This window comes from Methylobacterium sp. P3_A11 (assembly GCF_056403155.1).
Genome location: NZ_JBFUGA010000097.1, coordinates 1 through 21,569 on the forward strand (window position 1 = coordinate 1; position 21,569 = coordinate 21,569).

Consider the following 21,569-nt stretch of genomic DNA (forward strand, 5'->3'; position numbering starts at 1 on the left):
GCACAGGAGATCGTCCTGCGCGAGGGGCGGATGGTGTGGAAGCGTCCCTGTCCCGGGGCCGCGGACTGCGCCACCCTGGCGAGCGACCTCCTGGACCGCGTCCGCGCCGCCCGGGAACGGGCCGGCTGACCTTACGGTTGATCTTGCGCCAGACGCGCCAAACCGTCACAGGCAGTCGCGCAGACAAAGCCAACGGGAGTGTCCCATGCACGTCACGATCGAGCAGGCCGAGAAGGCCATCGCCGCCGCGCGGGCGAAGGCCGTGGAACTCGGCACCCAGATGTGCATTGCGGTGGTGGATTCCGGGGGCAACCTCAAGGCGTTCCACCGCATGGACGATGCCTGGGTCGGGTCGATCGATATCGCCCAGAAGAAGGCCAAGACCTCCGTGTTCTTCGGCATGATGACCGGCCAGATCGGCCAGCTGTCCCAGCCGGGCGGCCCGCTCTACGGGATCGAGCACTCGAACCACGGCCTGATCACATTCCCGGGCGGGATCCCGATCGTCGACGCCGACGGCGTGATGTCGGGGGCCATCGGCGTCAGCGGCTCGACGGTGGAGAACGACCACACCGTCGCGGAGGCCGGTGCCAAGGCCATCGGCCGCACCGAGCTGCCGGCCCATCCCTGGCGGACCTGAAACCCCGGGTCTCTCAGGGGTTGCGGCGCGCCAGCGCGCGGCCGATCCCGAGAAGCAGCATCTCCGAGATCGTCCGCAGATAGGGGTCGCCGTGGCGTTCCAGCGCCGCATGGATCTGGATGCCGTGGTCGGCCGCGGCGTCCAGGTCGGCGCCGCGGCCATCCGAGACCGGCGTCGCCCGGAGGTGGAGGTCGGTGACGTCGATATAGGCGCCGCGCCCGCGCAGCGTGCCGGCCGCGTCGGGCATCAGGCAGCCGCGGTTGAGGATCCAGCGGGTCTCCCCCGCCCCGGTCACGATGCGGAACTCGAGGGAAACCGGGCCGCCGGTCCGCCGGACATGGCGGATCCGGCCGAAGACCCAGTCCCGGTCCGCCGGGTGGAGGCGGACGAGCGCGGCATCCAGCGGCAACGGGATCCCGGCGAGCCTCGGATCCCCCGCCAGCAGGGCGGCCGCGCCCGCGTCCAGCACCGAACGGCCGGCCGGGACGTCCGTATCCCAGGTTCCGACGAAGCCGGCGGCCTGCAGGGCAGAGGCTGCCGTGGAAGCCAGAACCATGGAAATCCCCCCGTGCCGGCTGAGAGCGATGATCGTCCGGCCGCGGACGGATTGATCCGCCACACGGGCCGTCCGCAACTCCGATGTCCAGTATCGACTGAAAAGATCCGGCGCACGACAGCTTCGGACACGGGGTCACGGAAGCCGTCCGGCCGGTCTCACTGCCGATGATGACGATCCAGGGCTCGGGGCAATTCGGGCCTCGACAAACCTCGGTCGTCCCGATTCGACCGAAGAACCGACTTCACATCGCGCAGACGGGGATCAATCGATCACAAATGATCGGTCGCCGCCCCGATCACGCCGGAATCTGTATTCCCACCGTCGGAATGCCCGCCGGCCCGCCCTGGCGCGGGGGCGGAGCGCGCCGTACCCTGGACCTTCCGGTAGGCGTTCGGCAGAGGCCCGATGGATCGCACGGTGGACCGCATCAACCTTCCGCTCTCGCGGGACCGGCTCTGGAACAGCCTGATGGACCTCGCCCGGATCGGGGCGCTCCCCAACGGCGGCAACGACCGACAGGCCCTGACCGACCGCGATGCCGAGGGCCGCGCCCTCTTCCGGCACTGGGGCGAGGCGGTGGGGCTGACCCTCACCGTCGACCGGGTCGGCACCATGGTCTTCCACCGGCCCGGGCGGGATCCGAGTCGGAAGCCGGTCGCCATCGGCAGCCATCTCGACACCCAGCCCACGGGGGGCAAGTTCGACGGACCCCTCGGCGTGCTCGCGGGGCTCGAGATCATGCGCGCCCTGCACGAGGCCGGGATCGAGACCGAGGCCCCGCTCCTGCTGATCAATTGGTGCAACGAGGAGGGCGCGCGCTTCGCCCCGCCGATGAGCGGCAGCGGGGTCGCCATGGGCATCGTCCCCGAGGCCGACATCCTGGCCACCCGGGACCTCGCCGGGCACGCGTTCGGCGACGAGTTGCGGCGCATCGGCTGGCAGGGCGAGGCGGATCCGGCGGCGCTGCGCGGGATCGGCGCCTATTTCGAGCTGCATATCGAGCAGGGCAAGCGCCTGGAGGATGCCGGCCTGACCATCGGGGTGGTCGACCGGGCGCTCGCGCAGATCTGGTACGAGATCACCGTGCTGGGCGAGGAAGCCCATGCCGGCAGCCCGATGGCCGGCCGGCGCGACGCGATGATGGCCGCGGCGGCGCTGATCACCTCCCTGGAGGACATCGCCCGCGACGCGGTCGGCGAAGGCGGCGAGCGCGGCCGCGCCACCGTGGGCGTGCTGACCGCCGAGCCTTCGAGCCGCAACATCACCCCCGGCCGGGTCTGGTTCAGCCTGGATACCCGCCACGGCGATACCGGGCAGCTGGAGGCGATGCGGACGCGGATCCGTGCCCGGGCCGACGCCCTGGCGGCGGAGCGCGGCGTCACGATCCGGGTGGAGGATTTCTGGCGGGCGCCCCCGACCGCGTTCGATCCGGTCCTGGTGGACCGCGTCCAGGCGGCCGCCGAGGCGCGGGGCCATGCCTGGACGCGCATGCCCACGGCGATCTACCACGATGCGGTCTACTGCGCCCGCGCGGTGCCGGCGGCCCTGCTGTTCTGCCCCTGCCACGGCGGGATCAGCCACAACGAGGCCGAGAGCATCACGCCGGACTGGGCGGGGGCTGGCCTGGAGGTCCTGGCCGACGCGGTTCTGGCGACCGCCGGCTTGTCCGCGGCCCGGATCGCGCAGGCCTGAGCGCCGCCCCCGCAGGCGCCCGCCGACCAACGGAGACTGGGTTCCGCATGTCCGACGACAACGTCATCCGCCCCGCCTTCGGCGTGCCCCGCACTCCCGCACCGGACCCGGAGCCCGACCTCGTGCAGGCGCCCCTGAGCGTCGTCGGCACGGGGGCCGGCCACCGGGTCGGCCTGATCCGGGATCCCTCGGCGGCCGAGGGCGACGTCATCCGGATCGTGGTCGGCCCCGAGGGCGAGCCGGGTGTCGAGACCGTGGCGCTGCTCCCCGCCGAGGCGGAGGCCGAGGCCGAGCGGATCGGCTTCGCCATCCTGCGGGCGCTGGAGGTGGTCGAAGGCGCGGTCTGAACCGCCGGGCGGCCGATGCGCGTTCTCGAAGGCGGGGGCACGACAGGCGCGAACGGGCGCCGGATCGCCGGGAGGGATTCATGACGGGCGGCAGGATCTGCAGCGCGGAGATCGCGATCCCCGCGCGGGCCGGGATGGTCTGGTCCGTGCTGACGGATCTGGAATCCTACCCCGCGTGGAACCCCTATATCCGCACGGCGACGGGGCGCCGGCGCGAGGGTGCGCGCTGGCGCCTGGAGCGGACCCTGAACGGCCGCGCCTACCGCGCGGTGCCCGTGACGGTGACCTGCTGGGAGCCCGGCCGGCGGCTGACGTGGCGCGGCGGCGTCGCGATGCCGCCCCTGCTCATCGCCGACCACGATGTCCAGATCATCGAGACCGCCGAGGGCGTCCGCCTCGTCCAGGCGCAGACTGTCGCGGGCCTGCTCGCGCCCGGCCTGTTCCCGTGGCTGAGGACGCGCCTGCAGGCCCGGTTGACCGCGATGAACGAGGCGCTCCGCGACGAGGTGGCGCGCCGGCTGGCCGAGAGCGCGTGACCCCTCGGGTCAGACGATCGGCTTCGGCTTGATGACGGGCGAGCGCGTCATGCTCTCGATCGCCCGGCCGGGCCGTCCGGCCTTCTGGGCGATCTCCTCCTCCTGCTCGGCGATCAGCTGCCGGGCCGGCTCGTCGCCGTCCAGGCCGCCGAGGATCTCGGCCGGCACGCGCCGGTTCGAGGCCCGTGAGCCGTCCGTGAAGACGATATCGAACAGAACGGAGCCCCGCTCCTGCGGTCTCGACTTGATGCGCTTGGCCATAGGTGCTGATACGCCGCCGGAATCGGTCGCGGCAAGGTGCGGCGTCGGGCGGGGGGTTGCGCGGGGCGCACTGCCGAGCCCGCGCGCCGCCTCGCTCCCGCCGCGATCCCTCCGCGCGCCCGTCCGGGACGGGCGCCGGCAAACGAGGACGCGCGCGTGGTACCCTGGGTTCATCTCGATACCGGCTCCGTGCCGGGCGGCGGCACCGACCTGCGGCTGATGCGGCGCGGCGACGAGTTCGCGATCCTCGCCGACACGATCGAGCTGATGAACAACCGGCGCAGCGGCTCGGAGGTGGCGCTCGCGGCGATGACCTGCGCGCGGCTCCAGGACCGGCCGCGCGCCCGGATCCTGATCGGCGGCCTCGGCATGGGCTTCACCCTGCGGGCCGCGCTCGACAATCTCGGCGCCGAGGCGCGGGTGGTGGTGGCCGAGCTGGTGCCGGCGGTGGTCGCCTGGGCGCGCGGGCCGCTGGCCCACGTCTTCGCCGGCTGCCTGGACGATCCGCGGGTCGACCTCCAGGAGGCCGACGTCAACCGCCTGATCCAGGCCGGCCCGGAGCGCTACGACGCGATCCTGCTCGACGTCGACAACGGCCCGGAGGGGCTCATGCGCAAGGCGAACGACCGCCTCTACGACAATTGGGGCCTCAAGCGCGCCCGGTGGGCGCTGCGGCCGGGCGGCATCCTGGGCGTCTGGTCGGGCGCGCCGGACCGGAAGTTCAAGAGCCGGCTGCAGCGCTCCGGCTTCGCGGTCGACGAGCTGCGCATCCACGCGAGCGGCCGGGGCAGCGGCCCGAAGCATGTGGTCTGGCTTGGGACCCGGACCGAGGGAGGGATCGAGGGCGTGGCCGAAGGCCGGGCCGAGAGCCCGATTCGGGGCCGGAGCGCCGAACGGGCGGAGGGCGGCTCCGGACCGCGCGGACCGGCCCCGGGCCGGAGGCGGCCGGCGCGCTAGGGCCGGTCCCGCGCGGGTTGCGACCGGGTTCCAAGGTTCGCGACCGCGGGGTGAGGATCGACGATGCGGCCGCCGCTGCGTTCCAACCAGCCCCCTCATCCTGATGTGAACGCGCCAGCGGGCCTCGAAGGTGGGCTCCAGGGATCGTGCGACCGGCTGGAGGCTCCTTCGAGTCCTCCGCTGCGCTCTGGCAACTCTGGATGAGGGGGCTGGGTCCGAGGGCCGGTCCCGGTCCGGAGTCCCGGCGCGGTAACGCGGGGGAACGGCTCCGGCGGCTGGGGCTGCCGCGCACCGTCGCACCCCCTGTCCCGACGCGAGAGGCTTCCGCACATTTCCAGCATGGGTGCGACGGGCGGGCATCTCTACACGGTCGAGGTCAGGCCGAGCCGGCACGATCCCGGCCGCTTCACCTGGGCGATCCGCGACCGCGGCAAGCTGGTCCGTGGTTCGTACCGCCCGCACAGCTCCGAGCACGCGGCGCGTACCGTCGCGGAGGCCGAGATCGAGCGGCTGATCGGCCAGGACGGCCGCTCCAGGGGGACCTGAAGACGCTCTTGCCGACGATGGGACCTGCTGCCCGGCCAGCGCCACGGAACCGTCCCGGATCTGGAATCGCCCGGCCCGGGCAGAGACCCTGCCGGCTTTCACGTCCGCATGAAAGGATGCCGCGCGTCCGGCGGCGCCTCACTCGCAGCAAGCGCAAAAGATCGTGTCTTTTGCGCATGGCTCAGCGGTTTGACCGGGTCACTTATGCATGGCTTCCGGGCGTCCAGTCCGTTGCCTGCCGCACTGCGGTATCCTATCTCTGCATTGCGGGATGGCGATGGCGTCGCGATCCCGCTGCCCTTCTTGGGCGTTTCCTCCCTAGACTTCGGGCCGCTCCTTCGGGAGTGGCCTTTTTTGTTTGCGCCGAACCGGCGTTTGGGAACGTCGCGATCAAGCGGAACCGGGAGCTTGGCGGTACGTTTTTCCGCCATGGAACACTATCGCTCCACCCTCGGTACCACTGCCGTTGCCGTATTCGGGCTGGTGGTGGCTGCGCATATTCTGCATCCAGGCAATTACGAGGTGCAGACACGTCCCGCGCGGCCGGTCATGGCCGCCGCCGAACCGGCTGCCTGGACCGATCCGCCGGCCCGGCTCGCCGCCACGGAGACCACCGGGGCGCTGGCCGCGCTCACCGCCACGCGGATCGCCGCCGTGGTCCCCCCGGCCGCGGTGCCGGCTCCGGCGCTGCCCGCCGAAATGGCGCGCCCGGTCGAACCGTCCCGCAAGGCCGCGGCGTTCCATCGCGCCCGGGCCGCGGACCGTGGGACGCATCGGGTCGCCCGGCTCCGTCACGCCACGATCGTCCGCACCGCGCAGTCTGATCGAGCCCCCGTCGCCGCCTCGGCTCCGCCGTCGGCCCGCGCCTCCGAGTCCGGGAAGATCGATCCGATCGGTGATATCATCCGCGGTCTCGGTTTCGGCCGCGACGGCTGATTCCGCCCCTGGATCCGATTCGACGGGGAGGGTGAGCTTCATCGTCGGGTGAAGCTCGCACCGGAGGACGAAATCGCCCGGCTCGGCAAGGGTGAGGCGTTCCTCGGCACCCGGCTTCTGAGACCCGGCATCGAACCGAGAACCGGTCCGCTTCGAAGGCGTGATGGGCCAGGCGCGGGTCGCGGCCGTGCAGGGCGTTCGTGTCGGCGCGGTGCAGATACAGGTCCGTGGGCATGTAGCGGCGACCCTGCTGCAGGACGATCCGGGTCGCGTCGGGCAGCGAGGCCCGAGCCCTCTTCAGAGCGACGCTCGTGCCGGCAGGCTCAGGATTCCGACGGCGAAAAGGGGACGCAGGCACCCGCTGCAAGGGGGCATGATGGGCGTCCGGAACCAAACCGATTCGTCCCCATCGGTGTGGAGCGATGACAGGGCGGCCGCTGGAGCGCATCCCGCGCAGAACCGCTGAATGGACCCCTGCTTTCAGGATCAAGATTTATCTGAATATCTTAGAGACGACCAATAAATATTGCATTATATTTGTATCATCCTTCAAGATCCGGGTTTATTTGCTGGTATTCGCCTGATGCCAGGGCGGTGCGGACGTGTTCTCGGAAAACCTGGACCCGTGCCGGCAACTCGCGCCCGGCCAGGGTGACGGCGCGCAGGTGCGCGCCGCGGGTCGCCCAGGGGCTGAGCACCCGCACGATGTCGCCGGCCTTCACGGCGCGGGCGGCGACGAGGCTCGGGAGATGGCCGATCCCGGCCCCCGCCAGGGTCAGGCGATGCGCGGTGGCGAAGTCGCTGACCCGGATCGCGGGGCTCAGGACCAGGGATTCGGTGCGGCCCTGCCCGTCGGTCAGCGGCAGCCCCGCCGTGCCGAACCGCTCTCGGGCGAGGATCAGATCGTGGTCGTGCAGGTCGGCGAGGTTGCTGGGGGCCGGGCGACGCAACAGGTAGGCGGGCGCAGCGTAGAGACCGACCGCCAGGGTCGCCAGGACCAGCGCCCGGTAGCCGGTTTCCTCCGCGCCGCCGAGCCGCAAGGCAAGGTCGATCCGGTTGGCCGCAAGGTCCAGGCGCGCATCGGTGTTCAGCATATCCACGGTGATCTGCGGGTAGGCAGTCCGGAAGCTCGCCACGATCTCGGGCATCACCTCGACCCCGAAATCGATCGAGGTCGTGATCCGCAGGTGCCCGGCCGGCACCGTGCGGGCGTCGCGGGCGGTTTCGGCCGCCTCGTCGAGGAGCGTCAGGCTTTCCTGGGCCTTGGCGTAGAAGGCGAGGCCCTCGGCGGTCGGCGAAACCGCCCGCGAGGTCCGCGCCATCAACCGTGCGCCCAGCGCCTGTTCCAGGCGGGAGATCCGCCGGCTGACGCTGCCCTTGGTCTCCCGCAGGCTCGCGGCGGCGGCCGTCACCGTGCCGAGGTCGACTACGGTGCAGAAGGCGCGCACGTCGTCGAGTCCGCCCCGGAAGGTTTCCGTTCTCGCAACCATGGGGTTCCGGATAGCAGGCTCAATCGGCGCCGTGAACGGGTCTACAGGGCTGCTGCGGCGCAGCGAATCGCGCTCGGCCGTCTGCTCTGCAGGAGACACCCTTGAAGTCGATTCTCGCCACCGGCCTGCTGGCCCTGCTGGTCGCCACCCCAGTCCTGGCCCAGACCCCGCCGACCCGCGATCCGGCCCAGATCCAGTCCGGCACCTACGCGGTCGATCCCGGACACACCCAGGTCGGCTGGCGGGTCTCCCATATGGGCTTCTCGAACTACGCCGGCGGCTTCTCGGACGTGTCCGGCACGCTGGAGCTGCAGCCGAAGACCCCGGCTTCCGCCAAGCTCTCGGTGAAGATCCCGGTCGCCTCGGTGACGACCACCAGCGCCAAGCTCACCGACGAGCTCAAGGGCGACCAGTGGCTCGACGCCGCCAAGTTCCCCGACATGACCTTCGTGTCCACCAAGGTCACGCCGGCCGGCAAGGACCACGCAAAGGTGACGGGCGACCTGACGCTCCACGGCGTGACCAAGGCGGTGACCCTCGACGTCACCCTGGTGGGCGCCGGCGTGAATCCGCTGAGCAAGAAATACACGGTCGGCTTCGAGGCCACCGGCACGCTCAAGCGCTCCGAGTTCGGGGTGAAGACCTACGTGCCGCTGATCGGCGACGAGCTGCACCTCACGATCGCGGGCGCCTTCGAGAAGCAGGACTGACCCGAGAGGATCCGCCATGGCGACCGCGGTTTCCGCGCGGCGGTACTCCGCCGTGGCGATCCTGCTGCACTGGGCGAGCGCGCTGGCCGTGCTCGTCCTGATCGGCCTCGGGCTGACCATGACGCACGCGGCCCTGGCGCCGCTGCGCCAGTTCCAGCTCTACCAGTGGCACAAGTCGGTCGGCGTCACCGTGCTGGCGCTGACGGCCCTGCGCGTCCTCTGGCGCCTGACCCGCCGGCCGCCGCCGCATCCGGCTGGGATGCCCGCGCGGGAGCGCCGGGCGGCCGCGGCGGCGCATCACCTGCTGTACCTGCTGCTCGTCGGGCTGCCCCTGACCGGCTGGGCCGTGGTGTCGCTGTCGCCGTTCAACATCCCGACCGTGCTGTACGGGTTCGTGCCCTGGCCGCACCTGCCGCTGGCGGCCCTCGTCCCCGACCCGGCCGCCGCCGAGGGTATCCTGAAGCGGGTCCACGCCCTGGTGGCGTGGGTCCTGGCGGCGCTGCTTGCGGTCCACGTGGCGGCGGCCCTGCGCCACCACCTCCTCCTGCGCGACGACGTGCTGCGCCGCATGCTGCCGGGGCGTCGGCCGTTGCATGCCCCAACCGTAGAGCCGACCCGATGACCGCGCGTCACCTCTGCCTGCTCGCGGCGCTCCAGAGCGCGCTTCTGGGCGCGGCGCTGCCGGCCTCCGCGGCCGAGTGGGCGGTCGATCCGGCCAAGAGCGCCATCCGGTTCTCCGGCGTGCAGGTCGGCGTCCCGTTCACCGGGCGGTTCGAGCGGTTCAAGGCCAGTGTGGATTTCGATCCCGCCAAACCCGAGGCGGGCCACGCCCTCGTGCTGGTCGACCTCGCCAGCGCGCGGACGGGGGACGTCCAGCGCGACGAGGCCCTGCCGCAGAAGGACTGGTTCGACGTCAAGGCGGCGCGCGAGGCGCGCTTCGAGGCGACCCGCTTCGTCGACAAGGGGCAGGGCGACTACACGGCGATCGGGACGCTGACGATCCGCGGCACGAGGCTGCCGGTGACGCTGCCGTTCCACCTGACCCTCGACGGCGGCACGGCGCATGCTACCGGGCGGGTCGGCCTCGTCCGCACCGAGTTCGGCGTCGGGCAGGGGGCGTGGGCCTCGGGCCAGTGGGTGGCGCTCGATGTCGGCGTCGAGGTCGACCTCGTCGCGGCGGCGCGGCCGGCGGCCGGCCACTGATACCGGTTCCGGACGAGTCCTTCGACCGGCGTCACCCGCTCCGTCATCGCGAGCGCAGCGAAGCGACCCAGGGCAGCGCGCCCTCCGTAAGTGTGGCGCTACTGGATTGCTTCGCTGCGCTCGCAACGACGGCGGCCCGGTCCCGGCCCGCTACCCCGGCCGGTCCTCCGACCCGGTTCCCAGCGCCCGCTGGACCATGACGCTGTCCGACCAGTGGCCGTACTTGAAGCCCACCGCCCGCAGGTAGCCGACCCGCTCGAACCCGCAGGCCTCGTGGAGACGCAGCGAGGCCGCGTTCTCGGCGTCGATGTAGCCGATCATCTGGCGGTAGCCGCCCGCCGCGCAGGCCTCGATCAGGGCCGGCAGCAGCCGCCGGCCGATCCCGGCATGGAGGTGGTCGGGATGCACGTAGATCGAGTGCTTGAGGGTGTAGCGGTAGGCCGGGCGCTTCCGGAACGGCACCGCGTAGGCATAGCCCGCCACCGCGCCGTCCCGGTCGGCCACGAGGTGCGGCAGGCGCTTCTTGCGCATGGTCTTGCGCCGCCGCTTCAGGTCGTCGGGGAGCAGCCGGTCCTCCTCGGCGACGCTGACATCGGTCACGCCCTTGCCGATATGGTGCTCATAGATCGCCACCATCGCCTCGACATCGGCGTCCGAGGAGGCGCGGATCACGATGTCGGGGCAGGAACGGGTCGCGAGGGGCTCGATCGTCTCGACCTCGATCTCCATCAGGCCCCCTCCCGCGCCACGTAGGTGTGGAAGCGGATCCGCCCGTCCGGATCGACCTCGCGGTAGACGCCCTGGATCTCGGCCTCGAAGCCCGGGAACAGGTTGGCCGAGGCCTCGAACATCTTGAAATAGTCGAGCATGGGCTTCGCCCGGTCGTCTAGGCGCTCGCCCGGCAGCACCGTGCCGATGCCCGGCGGATAGACCAGCATCAGCGTGGTGGCGATGCGCCCCTCGGCCTCGGCGATCGGCACGTAGTCGACCTTGTTGCGGGTCAGCAGCTGGGCGGCGCGCTTGGGCGGCATCACCATCTCGGGCAGGTGTTCCGGCGCGAACTGGCGCCGCTGCAGCGCCGAGGTGCCGGCCTCCCGGTGGAAGGCGTGAAGTTCGCCGCAGAGGTCGCGCAGGCGCACGCCCCGGTAGCGGTTCGGCCGGCGGTTGACGAATTCCGGCATGGCCTCCTCCAGCGGGACGTTGTCGTCGTGGAGCCGCTTGAAGGCGACGAGGCCCGAGATCAGCGTGCCGGCCTTGGAGGATTCGACCCCCGGGGTCAGCAGGAAGAGCAGCGAGTTGAGGTCGTTCTTCTCGGCGACGATCCGGTTCTCACGCAGGTATTGCGCCACGATCGGCGCCGGCACGCCGTGCTGGGCGTAGGCTCCCGTGTGCCGGTCGAAGCCGGGGGTCAGCACGGTGAGCTTGTTCGGGTCGGTGATGGCGTAGCCCGGCGCCACGTGGGTGAAGCCGTGCCAGCGGGCGCCCGGCTTCAGCTCCCAGTGGCGCGGCGTGGCGGCCAGTTCGTCGGTGGGCACGCTCTCCCAGGGCACCTCGGCGCCGTCGGCGTTCACCGTCACGTCCGGCACGAAGGGGTCGAAGAACCAGCGCCGGGCCGGATCGCCCTCGCGCTCCTCGAATTCCCGCCGGATCGCCCGGACCTTCTTGCGCCACTCGATCCCGAGCCGGATCGTGTCGTCCCACAGGATCATGCCCGAGCGCCCCTTCATCATCTGGGCGCCGACATCGAGGGAGGCGAAGAGCGGGTAGAACGGCGAGGTCGAGGCGTGGACGAGGAAGCTCTCATTGAGGCGCTTGTGCTCGACCCGCCGGGTCTGGCCGCGGATATGCCCGTCCCGGGTGTGGATCTGTGAGGCCTGGGAGAAGCTCGCGAGCTGCTTGTGGGTCGATTGCGTGGCGACGATGCCGGGCGAGGTCTCGTCGAGGCCGGTGAGCCCCATGGCGAAGCGCCGCGCGTAGAGCGGGTGGAACTTCATGAAGCCCGCCCAGGCCTCGTCGAACAGGATGTAGTCGCAGAGGTGGCCGATCTTCTCCAGGATCGTCTGGGCGTCGTAGATCGTGCCGTCGTAGGTGCATTGCTCGATCACCGCGACCCGGAACGGCCGCTCCCGTCGCCACGCCTCCGGATCGGTCACCAGCGGGTTCCGGCGGATTTTTTCCCGGATCCGGGCCTCATCCAGGGCCTCGTGGTACATCGGCCCGATCAGCCCGTAGGCGTTGCGGTCGGTCTCCAGGAAGATCGGGATGCCGCCGCCCAGGAACAGGGCGCCGTGATGGGCCGCCTTGTGGTTGTTGCGGTCGAACAGGACGAGGTCGTCCTCGGCCACCAGGGAGGACAGGACGATCTTGTTGGAGGCGGAGGTGCCGTTGAGGACGAAGTAGGTCTTCTCCGCCCCGAAGATCTTGGCGGCCTCCTTCTGGGCCTTCAGCGCCGGACCCTCGTGGGTCAGCAGGTCGCCGAGGTCGAGGACCGAGTTGTCGAGGTCGTCGCGGAAGATCGCCTCGCCCAGATGCTCGACGAAGATCCGTCCGATGGGGGATCGGTTATAAAAGATCCCGCCGTTGTGGCCCGGGCAGGTCCAGAGCTGGTTGCCCTTCTCGGCGTAGTCGACGAGCGCGCCGAAGAACGGTGTCTTGAGGGTCTCGGCGTACTGCGTGACCCGGCTGACGAGGCCGCGGGCGATGAATTCCGGCGTCTCCTCGGCGAGGAAGATGTAGCCGTCGATGAAGTCGAGGAGCTCGACCGGGATGTCCTCCAGCCGCTTGCGGCGGACCATGATGACGATCGGCATCTCCAGGCCGCGCCGGCGCATCATGTCGATGAGGGCTGCGGCCTTGCCGTCGAGGCCGCGCTTGCCCCAGTCGACGACGAGGCAGCCGACCGCCGCGTCGGTCTGGACCGCGATGGCCGCGTCCTCGACGCGCCGGGCGCGCACCACCTCGAAGCCGCGCTGCTCCACGGCTGCCACGATCTGGTTGACGCGCGCGCCCTCGAGATCGTCTGGGTCGAAGGCCGGGGCGCACATCAGGACCGTGAAGCGACGGTGAAAGTCCATGGAGCCCTCTCTGGCCTCGGATGCAGCGGGTGGCTTTCCGGCCCGTCTGCGACGATTGCATGACACGGCGCGCGGCGAGCGGTCTCGGTCCGGACGAAACACCGTGATCCGGGCGGGAGCGCGGGAGCGCGGCGTCCCACGCTCACGATTTCCGGTTGAACGCTCCGGTCGATCCAGCCCTCTCGGTCATCGCGAGCGTAGCGAAGCGACCCAGGGCAGCGCGACCTCGGTCAGCGTGGCGCGACACTGGATTGCTTCGCTCCGCTCGCAACGACGGAGGCACCGAAGCGATCGACCTGACACGGTTTCACACCTCAGGGTGCGTGGCGGGGCTGGAGGCCCGCCGCGGGCAACGCGCGACCGGCCTCACACCCCGCGCCGCTGCTCCCAGACGGCCGGGTTGACCAGCCCGCCCGGCCGCCGGCCGGCGAGGACATCGACCACGCGGGTCGCGGCGGTCTCGGCGGTGCGGATCAGGGCCGCCCCGGTGGAGCCGCCGACATGGGGCGTCAGGATCGCCCGGGGCTGGCGGGCGAGGGGGTGATCGACCGGCAGCGGCTCCTGGGCGAAGACGTCGAGCCCGGCGCCCGCGATCGTGCCGGCTTCCAGCGCCTCCACCAGGGCCGCCTCGTCGATCAGGCCGCCGCGGCTGGTGTTGATCAGGAAGGCCTCCCGCTTCATCCGCGTGAGCTGGTCCCGGCCGATCAGGCCACGGGTGGCCGGGGTCAGCGGCACATGCAGGGAGACGATGTCGGCTTCGCCCAGGAGCGCGTCGACCGAGGCGGCCCGCAGGGCGCCGACATTGGCGAAGTCCGCGTCGGGCCGGCTCGGCCCGTAGGCCAGCACCCGCAGGCCCAGGGCGGCGCCGAGCCGGGCGGTCGCCTGCCCGATCGCCCCGAAGCCGACGAGGCCCAGCGTCAGGCCGGCGAGCTCGACCAAGCGGGCGGTGAACTTGAAGCTGTCGTCGCCGGCCCGGACCGAGCGGTCGGCCTCCGGCAGGGCCTTGGCCAGGGCGAAGATCAGCGCCAGCGTCTGCTCGGCCACCGAGACGGCGTTGGCGCCGGGCGTGTTGACCACCACGATCCCGGCCTCGGTCGCCTCGGCGGTGGCGACGTGGTCTGTGCCCGTGCCGTGCACGCCGATCACCCGCAGGGCCGGCGCCGCCGCGATGGCGCGGGCCGGGAAGCCGGTGTTGCGGGTGATGACGGCGACGCAGTCGGCGACCTCGCGCGCCAGCGTCTCGGGATCGGTCCCGCTCGCCGGGCGCGGCTCCAGCCCGGCTGCGCGCAACCTTTCGAGGCCCGCCGCGTGGATCGGCTGGACGATGAGGCACGGACCGGTGATCACGGCGGAAGCTGCCTCTGCAAACGGAAAGGGGTGGCGGAGAAACGTGCGCCCGGCTCGTCTAAGGCGGGGCGTGCAGCCCTGGCAACAGGCGGCTTCGAGGTCCGCATCCTCAACGGCGCGGTCGTGACGACCGGGCGGCGCCTCGTCGACCGCGCGAACAGACAGGCTCTGCCGGAGTGGGCGCACCGCGACCTCCGCCTGCGCCATACAGGTCCCGCCGCCAGCGCGTCCCGGAGCCTCGGGGATCGTGAGGCACCGTGACCTGCCGCCAGCTCCGGATGCTTCGACAACCCCGCGCGCCCTCCGCTCGGACGGGACGATGTTTCACGGGAAACATCGCCTTAACCATGAGCGGAACGCGGACCACTACGTTCCCGCCGCGGGCTTCGGAGGCTCGGCAGCCCGACGGATGGCGATCCAATCGCGCGACCGGGTCCGGGATCGGCCCTCTGTTGCAGCGGCGCCGTCGCCGCGCGCCGCGCCGCGGGTTACCACCGGCCTGACATGACGACATCGAGCTGGCGCACCCTCCGAAACGTGCAGGCCCAGGCGCGGCTGGAGCGCGCCCTGCCGCCGGTCTTCCCGACGCCCGTCCTCCGCCACGCCCTGGCCCGCCCCCTGATCCCGCCGACGCCGCGACTCGCCGTCGAGAGCTACTGGCGCAGCCACATCCTCCGCGCCGACCGGCTGGCCCGCGCCCTGGCGGCCCGCTCGGGGACCCCGGAGGGCTGGACCTGGCAGCTCGGCGCGGAGGGGCGCGCCGGAAGCTTCCGGATGCCGCCCGCGCCCTATCGTGATCCGGCCTTCGCCCGGGGGCGGGGGACCTGTTGCATCTGCGGCCAGCCGGTCTACCGGTTCGGCTGGCACCGGGATCTCTGGGAGCGGGGCGTGCCCAACGCCAGGGCCGGCTGGCACGCCGCCTGTGTCGCCGCCTGGAAGTTCTGGATCGCCCCGCACGCCCAGGTCCGGGCGCTGAAGCTCCGCCAGCGGCATCGCTGCGCCACCTCCGGCAAGCGCCTGATGCGGACGGCCGAGGTCGACCATGCCCTGCCGCTCTACCGGGTCTGGCGGGAGCATCGCGAGGCGCCCTGGCCGGACCTGCTCGGCTACTGGGGCGCGCCGAACCTCCAGGTGGTCAACCGCGCCGTCCATGTCGACAAGTGCCGCGACGAGGCGGCCGAGCGCTCCCGGACCCACCAGCTCGCCCGCTTCCGCGTGGTCGAGGACGAGTCCGGGTTCAGCGTGGTCGAGGAGGCGTGAGCCGCCGGCTCAGCCGCCCAGCGCCCCGAGCGCCCGCGACAGGTCGGCGAGCAGGTCGGCCTCGGCCTCCAGTCCCACCGACAGGCGCAGCAGCCCGTCGGTGATGCCCGCGATCGCCCGTGCCTCCGGATCCATCGCGGCGTGCGTCATGGTCGGCGGATGGGCCACCAGGCTCTCGACGCCTCCCAGCGACTCGGCCAGCGTGAACACCCGCAGGGCTTCCACGAAGGTCTTCACCGCCGCCCGCCCGCCGGCCAGCTCGAAGCTCAGCATGGCGCCGAATCCCGCCTGCTGGGACTGGGCCAGGGCGTGTCCCGGATGCGTGGTCAGGCCCGGATAGTGCACGCGGGCCACGGCCGGATGCGCATCCAGGAAGGCGGCCAGGGCGGCGGCGTTGCGCTGCTGCTGCTCCACCCGCACGAACAGGGTGCGCAGGCCCCGGAGCGTCAGGTAGGCATCGAGGGGCGAGCCGGTGACGCCGATCGTGTTCGCCCAGGCGGCGAGGTCCTCCCCCACGGCCGCGTCGGCGGCGATCACGGCCCCGCCGATCACGTCGGAATGGCCGTTGAGGAACTTGGTGGTGGAGTGGACGACGAGATCGGCCCCGAGGGTGATCGGCCGCTGGAGGGCGGGCGACAGGAAGGTGTTGTCGACCACGGCCAGCGCCCCCGCGGCCTTCGCATCCGCGGTGATCCGTCGGACGTCCACCACGCGCATCAGCGGATTGCTCGGCGTCTCGATCAGCACGACCTTCGGCCCCTCGGCCAGCGCCGCCGCCAGGGCGTCCGGGTCCGTCTGATCGACGAAGGCCACGCGGTAATGGCCGCGGGCGCTGCGGAAGCTCAGCAGACGGTGGGTCCCGCCGTAGCAATCGTGCGGGGCGACCAGGAGGTCGCCCGGCCGCAGGCTCGAGAGGGCGAGGTCGATGGCCGCCATGCCGCTCGCCACCATGACGGCCCGGGCGCCGCCCTCGAGCTTGGCGATCGTGTCGGCCAGGGCGTCGCGCGTCGGGTTGCCGAGGCGGGAATAGTCGTAGGGGCCGGCCTGCTCGAAGGCCGGAAATTTGAAGGTCGTGGACAGGTGGATCGGCGCGATGACCGCCCCGAAGGCGGAGTCCTGGGCCACGCCGTTGGCCGCCGCCACGGTGCGGGCCGCAAATCCCTCTGACATCGAMTCTTCCTCCACGCACGGACCGCCCGGTCGGCCGAACCCAGACCCGGCGATCGTTCTTTATGGAGAACGTATCAGACTTTCAAGAGAACGATCGGTCTTCACCAACCTGCGGTCGGCCGGAGCCTGGCCGTCAGCGCGCCGAAGGGCCGTGCGCCGGCTCATCCTGCGATCGGACCGGCGCGTTGCGCCGCTTCGAAACGGTCGACGCGTCGCGCAGGATTCAGGCCGCGCGGGACTCGCGTTTCGCCGACGGGGACGGGCCGTCCGTCTCGGCCTCGATGGAGTCGCGCACGCCGTCGGCTTCCTGAGCCATGGCGCGGGCGAGCAGGCCCGCCCGCCCGGCCCAGAGGTCCCGCGCGTCGCGCAGGGCCTCGATCCGATCCTCGGAGGCGGCCAGGGTGACGCGCAGGGCGTCGATCTCCGCCCGCAGCTCGGTCGTACGCTGCCGCTCGCTCGCCAGCGCCGCCTTGAGCACGCTGAGGGCCGCCTCGGTCGCGCCCCGAGCCCCGGCAGGCCGCTTCGGGCTCGCGGTGGCCTGAGGGGCCGTCTCGGGTCGCAGCTGCGCGATCTCCGCCCGCACCTGCGCGACGTCGAGCCCGGCAACCGCGCGCGTTTCGGGCGCGGTTTCCAGGGAGACGGCCTCGAGGAGGACGGCTTCCTGGGGGACGGTCTGCGGGGCCGAGACACCCTCCTCTTCGAGAACGAGTCCGTGCAGCATGGCGAAGACCCGGTCGCCGTCGAGGCGCGCGAGGTCGAACCCGCTCTCCCTCGCGAGGCCGCTGAAGCGGGCCTTCCCGCCGTCCGACTGGCCGACGAACGCCATCGACCAGTTCGCGAAGCCGCGGCTCTCCGCGGGGCCGCATTGGAGGACGGTGACGTCGCTGTGCCGCAGGTCGCGCTGGATCCGCTCGAACGTCGCCTCGACTCCCCGCCGCGGGCCCTCGAGCACCTGCGCGAAGGCGCCCCCGTTGAACATCAGGGCGCCGGTCACCCCGACCGCCGTGTTGTTCCGCTGAGACGCATCCAGGATCTGCCGAATGGCGGCCATCACTTCCGGCTCCGGTCCCTGGAGCAGGTTCTTGCTGGCATAGACGAGACGGTACAGGTCGCTCATGGCAATGCGTCCGGGAGGGAAGAGGGTCGGGCCTGCGGGAAGCCGGCGAAGACCTGGCGCAGGTCCTCGGCGGGGACGGGTTTGCTGATCAGGTAACCCTGGACGTCGGTGCAGCCCTCCAGGCGGATGCGCTGCAGCTGCTCGGCCGTCTCGACACCTTCGGCCACCGTGGTCATGCCCAGGCTCTTGCCGAGGCCCGCGATGGCCCGGATGATCGCTTCGCCGTCGGGCTTGCTGGTCAGGTCGTTCACGAAGGAGCGGTCGATCTTGATCTTGTCGAACGGGAACGAGCGCAGGTAGCTGAGCGACGAGTAGCCGGTCCCGAAATCGTCCATCGAGACGCGCACCCCGAGTTCCCGCAGCCGGTGCAGGGTCTGGAGCGTCTTGTCGTTCTCCTGCAGCAGCACGCCCTCGGTGATCTCCACCTCCAGCCGCCGCGCCGACAGGCCGGAGCCCGCCAGCGCCGAGATGATCGTCTCCACGAGCCGGTCGCTCTTGAACTGCGCCGGGGAGACGTTCACCGCCACCGACATCGGGTCCGGCCAGGTCATGGCGTCGCGGCAGGCCTGCCGGATCACCCATTCGCCGATCGGGACGATCAGGCCGATCTCCTCAGCCAGCGGGATGAAGTCGAGGGGCGAGACCAAGCCGCGCTCGGGATGCCGCCACCGGATCAGGGCCTCGCAGCCGATCAACCGGCCGGTCGCGAGCTGCAGCTGCGGCTGATAGTGCAGCTGGAATTCCCGGCGGGCCAGCGCTTGGCGCATGTCGAGTTCGAGTTTCCGGCGCGCCTGCATGCGCGCATCCATCTCGGGCTCGAAGAACCGATAGGTGCCGCGGCCGTCGAGCTTGGCCCGGTAGAGGGCGAGGTCGGCGTTCTTCAGGAGCCTGTCGGCGTCGGCCCCGTCCTCCGGCGCCAGCGCCACGCCGACGCTGGCGCCGATCGTCAGGAGATGGCCTTCCACCATGTAGGTCCGGCCGATCAGATCGACGACGCGGCGGGCGAGCGCCTGCGTGCCCGCCGCGTCGCGGATCCCCGTCTGCAGGATGACGAACTCGTCGCCGCCGATCCGGGCCACCGTGTCGGTCGGGCGCACGGTGGAGCGCAGGCGGTCGGCCACGGTCTCCAGCAATGCGTCCCCGATCGGGTGGCCGAGCGTGTCGTTGACCGGCTTGAACCGGTCGAGATCGATCAGCAGCAGGGCGCAGGCCTCGCCGGTGCGCGCGAGGCGGGCCAGGGCCTCGGCGAGGCGCTCCCGCAGGAGCAGCCGGTTGGGCAGGCCGGTGAGGGGATCCAGCCGCGCCATCGCGTCGGCCCGGGCCTCGGTGGCCTTGCGGGTGCTGACGTCCTCGAGGGTCACGACCCAGCCCCCATCCGCGAGGGGATGGAGTTCCGCCTGGACCGTATGGTCCCGGTGCCGCAGCTCGAACATCGCCGGCTGCCGCCGCGCCAGGGACCGACGCAGGGTGCGCAGGAGCGTGCGCCGCGGTGGCGCGGTGTCGCTCCGCAGGGCGCGTAGCAAGGGTATCGCGGCCGCGTTCGCCCGCAGCGAGACCGCCACGTCGGCCAGAAGATGCCGTGCCGGGGCGTTCGCGGCGATCACCGTCCCCGCGCGGTCGATCATCAGAAGTCCCTGCCGGACCGCATCGAGATAGGGGAGCAGGGGATCTCGCGTGACGCCCTGCATCGCCGGAATCGCGTGCGCCGCCGCGCGGTTCGACAGGGCGGCTGGCTGGAGATCCGGGCACATGCCAGGTGGCCTTGGAATGGGCTGCCGTGCGAGGCGCAGCAGGAATACGAGGTCTCAATACGCCGGGAGATGCTAATCCAGCGTTTAAGTATCCTGAAAATACGATCTTGATCTAAGTTAAGCGCCCGATAGCGCTGTGTTGACCGGGACGGGCAGGCCATCGGCAGCGCCCATCCCGGGTGGCGGGAGCGGACCGGCGCGGTCAGGCGCTTATCAGGGCGCTCTTCGGCAGCAGCATGTGAACGCCCTTGTTGCCGTCCACGGTCTGGGTGATCCGCAGGTTCCCGGCCAGGGAGCACAGCATGTAGGCTTGGTTGCGAGTGAGGCGCGTGCGGGCGCAGATGAGGCGGATCATCTCGCGGACCGCCTGCCGCATGGCCTCGTCCAAGCTCTCGTGGAGGCCGAGGCTCATCAGGTCGGTGGCGGTTTCGGCGTAGGGCCAAGTGCCCTGGAGATCCGGGCGCGCCGTCAGCCGGAAGGTGCCGCTCAGGCCTGTTTCCAGCGCGGTGATGCAGACCTCGCCGTCGCCCTGCACGCCGTGGCCGTCGCCCGCGTAGAAGCCGCCGCCGGGGTTGAAGACCGGCAGGTACAGGGTGGTGCCGACCTTCAGTTCCTTGTTGTCCATGTTGCCGCCGAAGGCCCGCGGGATCGACGTGCCGACGCGGCCCCAGGCGGCCGGCGGAGCGGTGCCCAGGATGCCGAAGAACGGATCGAGGGGCAGCTCCGTCCCCCAGGGCAGGCGGCAGACGCCCCGGGCGGTGTCGATGTCGGCATGGACGGTCTCGTAGTCAGTGAATTCGTCCGGCAGGGTGCCGAGCAGCGGCAGGATCGACACGAAGCCCCAGTCGAGGCGGAACGTCAGGTCCAAGATGTCGACCTGCAGCAGGTCGCCGGGCCGGGCACCCTCCACGTGGACAGGCCCGGTGACGAAATGCGGTCCCAGGCCGCGCTCCAGCGTGTCGAGGGCGTGCAGCAGGTCGGGCGGCACCCGGGCCGGATCGGGGTGCAATGATTCGCGGCCGCCCGCCGGATGCGCGTGCAGGGTGACGGTGTCGCCGGACGCGATCGTCAGCACGGGCGGCCGCGCGGCGTCGAAGGTGCCGAGCACCATGGTGTCCGGGATGGCGGGAATCTCGTGGTGACGCGGCATCGTCTGTCCCTCCTGCAATGCTGAGATGGAGCGGCGGGTTGGCAAGTCGCGCGCCCGACGCAAGCTGGGCGCCGGATGATCCTGTGCCATGACCGTTCGCCCGCATGCGCGAGCGGGCCTCCAGGCCAGGGTCCGCAGGACGGCGCCCGGATGCATGCGCGACCCGGCCGCGGCACGTGCGCCACCCGGCCCCTTGCGCATCGCGGCGGGGCCGACTACATCACCGCCATCGGAACCGACGGCCACGCCGTCCTCCGGAACTTCCATCATGACCGCCGGCCAGCATCGACCTTCGGGTCGGGACGCTGCCGGGCTTGAGCACAGGCTCAAACCCGACGTTCGGCACAGGATGGAGCGTCCATCGTCCAACACCGCAGAGGAAGCCCCCTGGGCCGCCCGACGCTGTGCTTTTTCGGCGGATGGCACCGGATACCGGCTCGACCGGTTCGGTTCATTCGCCGGGAAAAGGTCGGTTGACAGGAAATCTGGGGCGGCCTATACGGCGCCTCCCGACGCGGTCCGGAAGAAAAACCGGGCGGGTCGGACGGACTTCCAGAGGTTTAGAAAAGTAGATCTGGCGAAAGCCGAGGTACTTGACTTCTCCTCTAAAGGTAATTACGAAAGTGATTACTGATCTTTGACAAGTTATGATTGAGGAAGGGAGACGCGGGCGGCGTTTGTCCTTGCGGCTGGGTCTTATGGCCTGGCGTGAGAGACTTGTGCCGATCTGTTGTTTTCTTTCTGAGCTCACCGACGGGTATTTGGCGCTGTGAAGCGTTGGGTGCTTGGTCGATGTGAGGCTCCGTCTGAGAATATATGTGAT

General features: G+C 71.1%; 21 protein-coding genes. 11 read left to right on the forward strand and 10 right to left on the reverse strand.

The genetic code is table 11. The features are described 5' to 3' along the window. The first annotated feature begins 205 nt into the window (after nt 1-205). Entirely contained in the window at nt 206-640 is a 435-nt protein-coding gene (locus tag AC1DXK_RS24110) for a GlcG/HbpS family heme-binding protein (RefSeq protein WP_457107889.1), read from the forward strand. A 13-nt stretch (nt 641-653) separates the two neighbouring features. Here AC1DXK_RS24110 and AC1DXK_RS24115 read toward each other — a convergent pair whose 3' ends face one another. Continuing rightward, nucleotides 654-1,259, reverse strand: coding sequence for a PAS domain-containing protein (locus AC1DXK_RS24115; protein ID WP_477299336.1), 606 nt, complete (start codon nt 1,257-1,259; stop codon nt 654-656). Nucleotides 1,260-1,604: 345 nt separating this feature from the next. On the opposite strand from AC1DXK_RS24115, the gene AC1DXK_RS24120 reads away from it, so the two are divergent. From AC1DXK_RS24120 to AC1DXK_RS24130, 3 genes are all read left to right on the forward strand, one after another. After that, nucleotides 1,605-2,891 (forward strand): Zn-dependent hydrolase, encoded by a 1,287-nt coding sequence (locus AC1DXK_RS24120; RefSeq protein WP_457107891.1) that lies wholly within the window; start codon nt 1,605-1,607, stop codon nt 2,889-2,891. A 47-nt stretch (nt 2,892-2,938) separates the two neighbouring features. Next, complete coding sequence (locus tag AC1DXK_RS24125) at nt 2,939-3,238, forward strand: hypothetical protein (protein WP_457107892.1); 300 nt, start codon at nt 2,939-2,941, stop codon at nt 3,236-3,238. An 80-nt stretch (nt 3,239-3,318) separates the two neighbouring features. Then, a complete protein-coding gene (locus AC1DXK_RS24130) occupies nt 3,319-3,774 on the forward strand; it encodes an SRPBCC family protein (RefSeq protein WP_457107893.1) in 456 nt (151 codons plus the stop codon). Between the two features lie 9 nt (nt 3,775-3,783). Here AC1DXK_RS24130 and AC1DXK_RS24135 read toward each other — a convergent pair whose 3' ends face one another. Then, nucleotides 3,784-4,035, reverse strand: a complete 252-nt coding sequence (locus tag AC1DXK_RS24135; protein ID WP_457107894.1) for a hypothetical protein — start codon at nt 4,033-4,035, stop codon at nt 3,784-3,786. Nucleotides 4,036-4,191: 156 nt separating this feature from the next. Here AC1DXK_RS24135 and AC1DXK_RS24140 point away from each other — a divergent pair, with 156 nt between their 5' ends. The 3 genes from AC1DXK_RS24140 to AC1DXK_RS24150 all read left to right on the forward strand — a co-directional run bounded on the left by AC1DXK_RS24140 (nt 4,192) and on the right by AC1DXK_RS24150 (nt 6,474). Continuing rightward, nucleotides 4,192-4,992: a spermidine synthase gene (locus AC1DXK_RS24140; RefSeq protein WP_457107895.1), complete on the forward strand. Its 801-nt coding sequence runs from the start codon at nt 4,192-4,194 to the stop codon at nt 4,990-4,992. 339 nt (nt 4,993-5,331) lie between these two features. Beyond that, nucleotides 5,332-5,538, forward strand: a complete 207-nt coding sequence (locus tag AC1DXK_RS24145) for a hypothetical protein (protein ID WP_457107896.1) — start codon at nt 5,332-5,334, stop codon at nt 5,536-5,538. Nucleotides 5,539-6,060: 522 nt separating this feature from the next. Then, nucleotides 6,061-6,474 (forward strand): hypothetical protein, encoded by a 414-nt coding sequence (locus AC1DXK_RS24150; RefSeq protein ID WP_457107897.1) that lies wholly within the window; start codon nt 6,061-6,063, stop codon nt 6,472-6,474. Between the two features lie 542 nt (nt 6,475-7,016). Here AC1DXK_RS24150 and AC1DXK_RS24155 read toward each other — a convergent pair. Beyond that, on the reverse strand, nt 7,017-7,964 hold the full coding sequence (locus AC1DXK_RS24155) for a LysR family transcriptional regulator (RefSeq protein WP_457107898.1): 948 nt from the start codon (nt 7,962-7,964) through the stop codon (nt 7,017-7,019). Nucleotides 7,965-8,065: 101 nt separating this feature from the next. Here AC1DXK_RS24155 and AC1DXK_RS24160 point away from each other — a divergent pair, with 101 nt between their 5' ends. The 3 genes from AC1DXK_RS24160 to AC1DXK_RS24170 are packed head-to-tail and all read left to right on the forward strand — an operon-like array spanning nt 8,066 to nt 9,877. Further along, a complete protein-coding gene (locus AC1DXK_RS24160) occupies nt 8,066-8,674 on the forward strand; it encodes a YceI family protein (RefSeq protein WP_457107899.1) in 609 nt (202 codons plus the stop codon). Nucleotides 8,675-8,690: 16 nt separating this feature from the next. Then, nucleotides 8,691-9,296: a cytochrome b gene (locus AC1DXK_RS24165; protein WP_477299337.1), complete on the forward strand. Its 606-nt coding sequence runs from the start codon at nt 8,691-8,693 to the stop codon at nt 9,294-9,296. Then, nucleotides 9,293-9,877: a YceI family protein gene (locus AC1DXK_RS24170; protein WP_457107901.1), complete on the forward strand. Its 585-nt coding sequence runs from the start codon at nt 9,293-9,295 to the stop codon at nt 9,875-9,877. Before AC1DXK_RS24165 ends, AC1DXK_RS24170 begins: the two co-directional genes overlap by 4 nt. A 150-nt stretch (nt 9,878-10,027) precedes the next feature. Here the strand turns inward: AC1DXK_RS24170 and AC1DXK_RS24175 are convergent, their stop codons facing one another. The 3 genes from AC1DXK_RS24175 to AC1DXK_RS24185 all read right to left on the reverse strand — a co-directional run bounded on the left by AC1DXK_RS24175 (nt 10,028) and on the right by AC1DXK_RS24185 (nt 14,298). Next, nucleotides 10,028-10,606, reverse strand: a complete 579-nt coding sequence (locus AC1DXK_RS24175; RefSeq protein WP_457107902.1) for a GNAT family N-acetyltransferase — start codon at nt 10,604-10,606, stop codon at nt 10,028-10,030. After that, a complete protein-coding gene (locus AC1DXK_RS24180; RefSeq protein ID WP_457107903.1) occupies nt 10,606-12,951 on the reverse strand; it encodes an Orn/Lys/Arg family decarboxylase in 2,346 nt (781 codons plus the stop codon). The genes AC1DXK_RS24175 and AC1DXK_RS24180 overlap by 1 nt, the downstream gene beginning before the upstream one ends. Before the next feature lie 366 nt (nt 12,952-13,317). Continuing rightward, on the reverse strand, nt 13,318-14,298 hold the full coding sequence (locus tag AC1DXK_RS24185) for a hydroxyacid dehydrogenase (protein WP_457107904.1): 981 nt from the start codon (nt 14,296-14,298) through the stop codon (nt 13,318-13,320). Nucleotides 14,299-14,802: 504 nt separating this feature from the next. Between AC1DXK_RS24185 and AC1DXK_RS24190 the strand changes: the two genes are divergently transcribed. Next, entirely contained in the window at nt 14,803-15,558 is a 756-nt protein-coding gene (locus AC1DXK_RS24190) for a hypothetical protein (RefSeq protein WP_457107905.1), read from the forward strand. A gap of 9 nt (nt 15,559-15,567) precedes the next feature. Here the strand turns inward: AC1DXK_RS24190 and metB are convergent, their stop codons facing one another. The 4 genes from metB to AC1DXK_RS24210 form a co-directional block, all read right to left on the reverse strand. Further along, nucleotides 15,568-16,728, reverse strand: coding sequence for a cystathionine gamma-synthase (metB, locus tag AC1DXK_RS24195; protein ID WP_457107906.1), 1,161 nt, complete (start codon nt 16,726-16,728; stop codon nt 15,568-15,570). 223 nt (nt 16,729-16,951) lie between these two features. Beyond that, nucleotides 16,952-17,845 carry a BLUF domain-containing protein gene (locus tag AC1DXK_RS24200; protein ID WP_457107907.1) on the reverse strand — a complete coding sequence of 298 codons (894 nt, stop codon included), beginning with the start codon at nt 17,843-17,845 and terminating at the stop codon, nt 16,952-16,954. Further along, nucleotides 17,842-19,596, reverse strand: coding sequence for a putative bifunctional diguanylate cyclase/phosphodiesterase (locus AC1DXK_RS24205; protein ID WP_457107908.1), 1,755 nt, complete (start codon nt 19,594-19,596; stop codon nt 17,842-17,844). The genes AC1DXK_RS24200 and AC1DXK_RS24205 overlap by 4 nt, the downstream gene beginning before the upstream one ends. Nucleotides 19,597-19,798: 202 nt before the next feature. Further along, nucleotides 19,799-20,746 carry an acetamidase/formamidase family protein gene (locus AC1DXK_RS24210; RefSeq protein WP_457107909.1) on the reverse strand — a complete coding sequence of 316 codons (948 nt, stop codon included), beginning with the start codon at nt 20,744-20,746 and terminating at the stop codon, nt 19,799-19,801. Between the last annotated feature and the right edge of the window lie 823 nt (nt 20,747-21,569).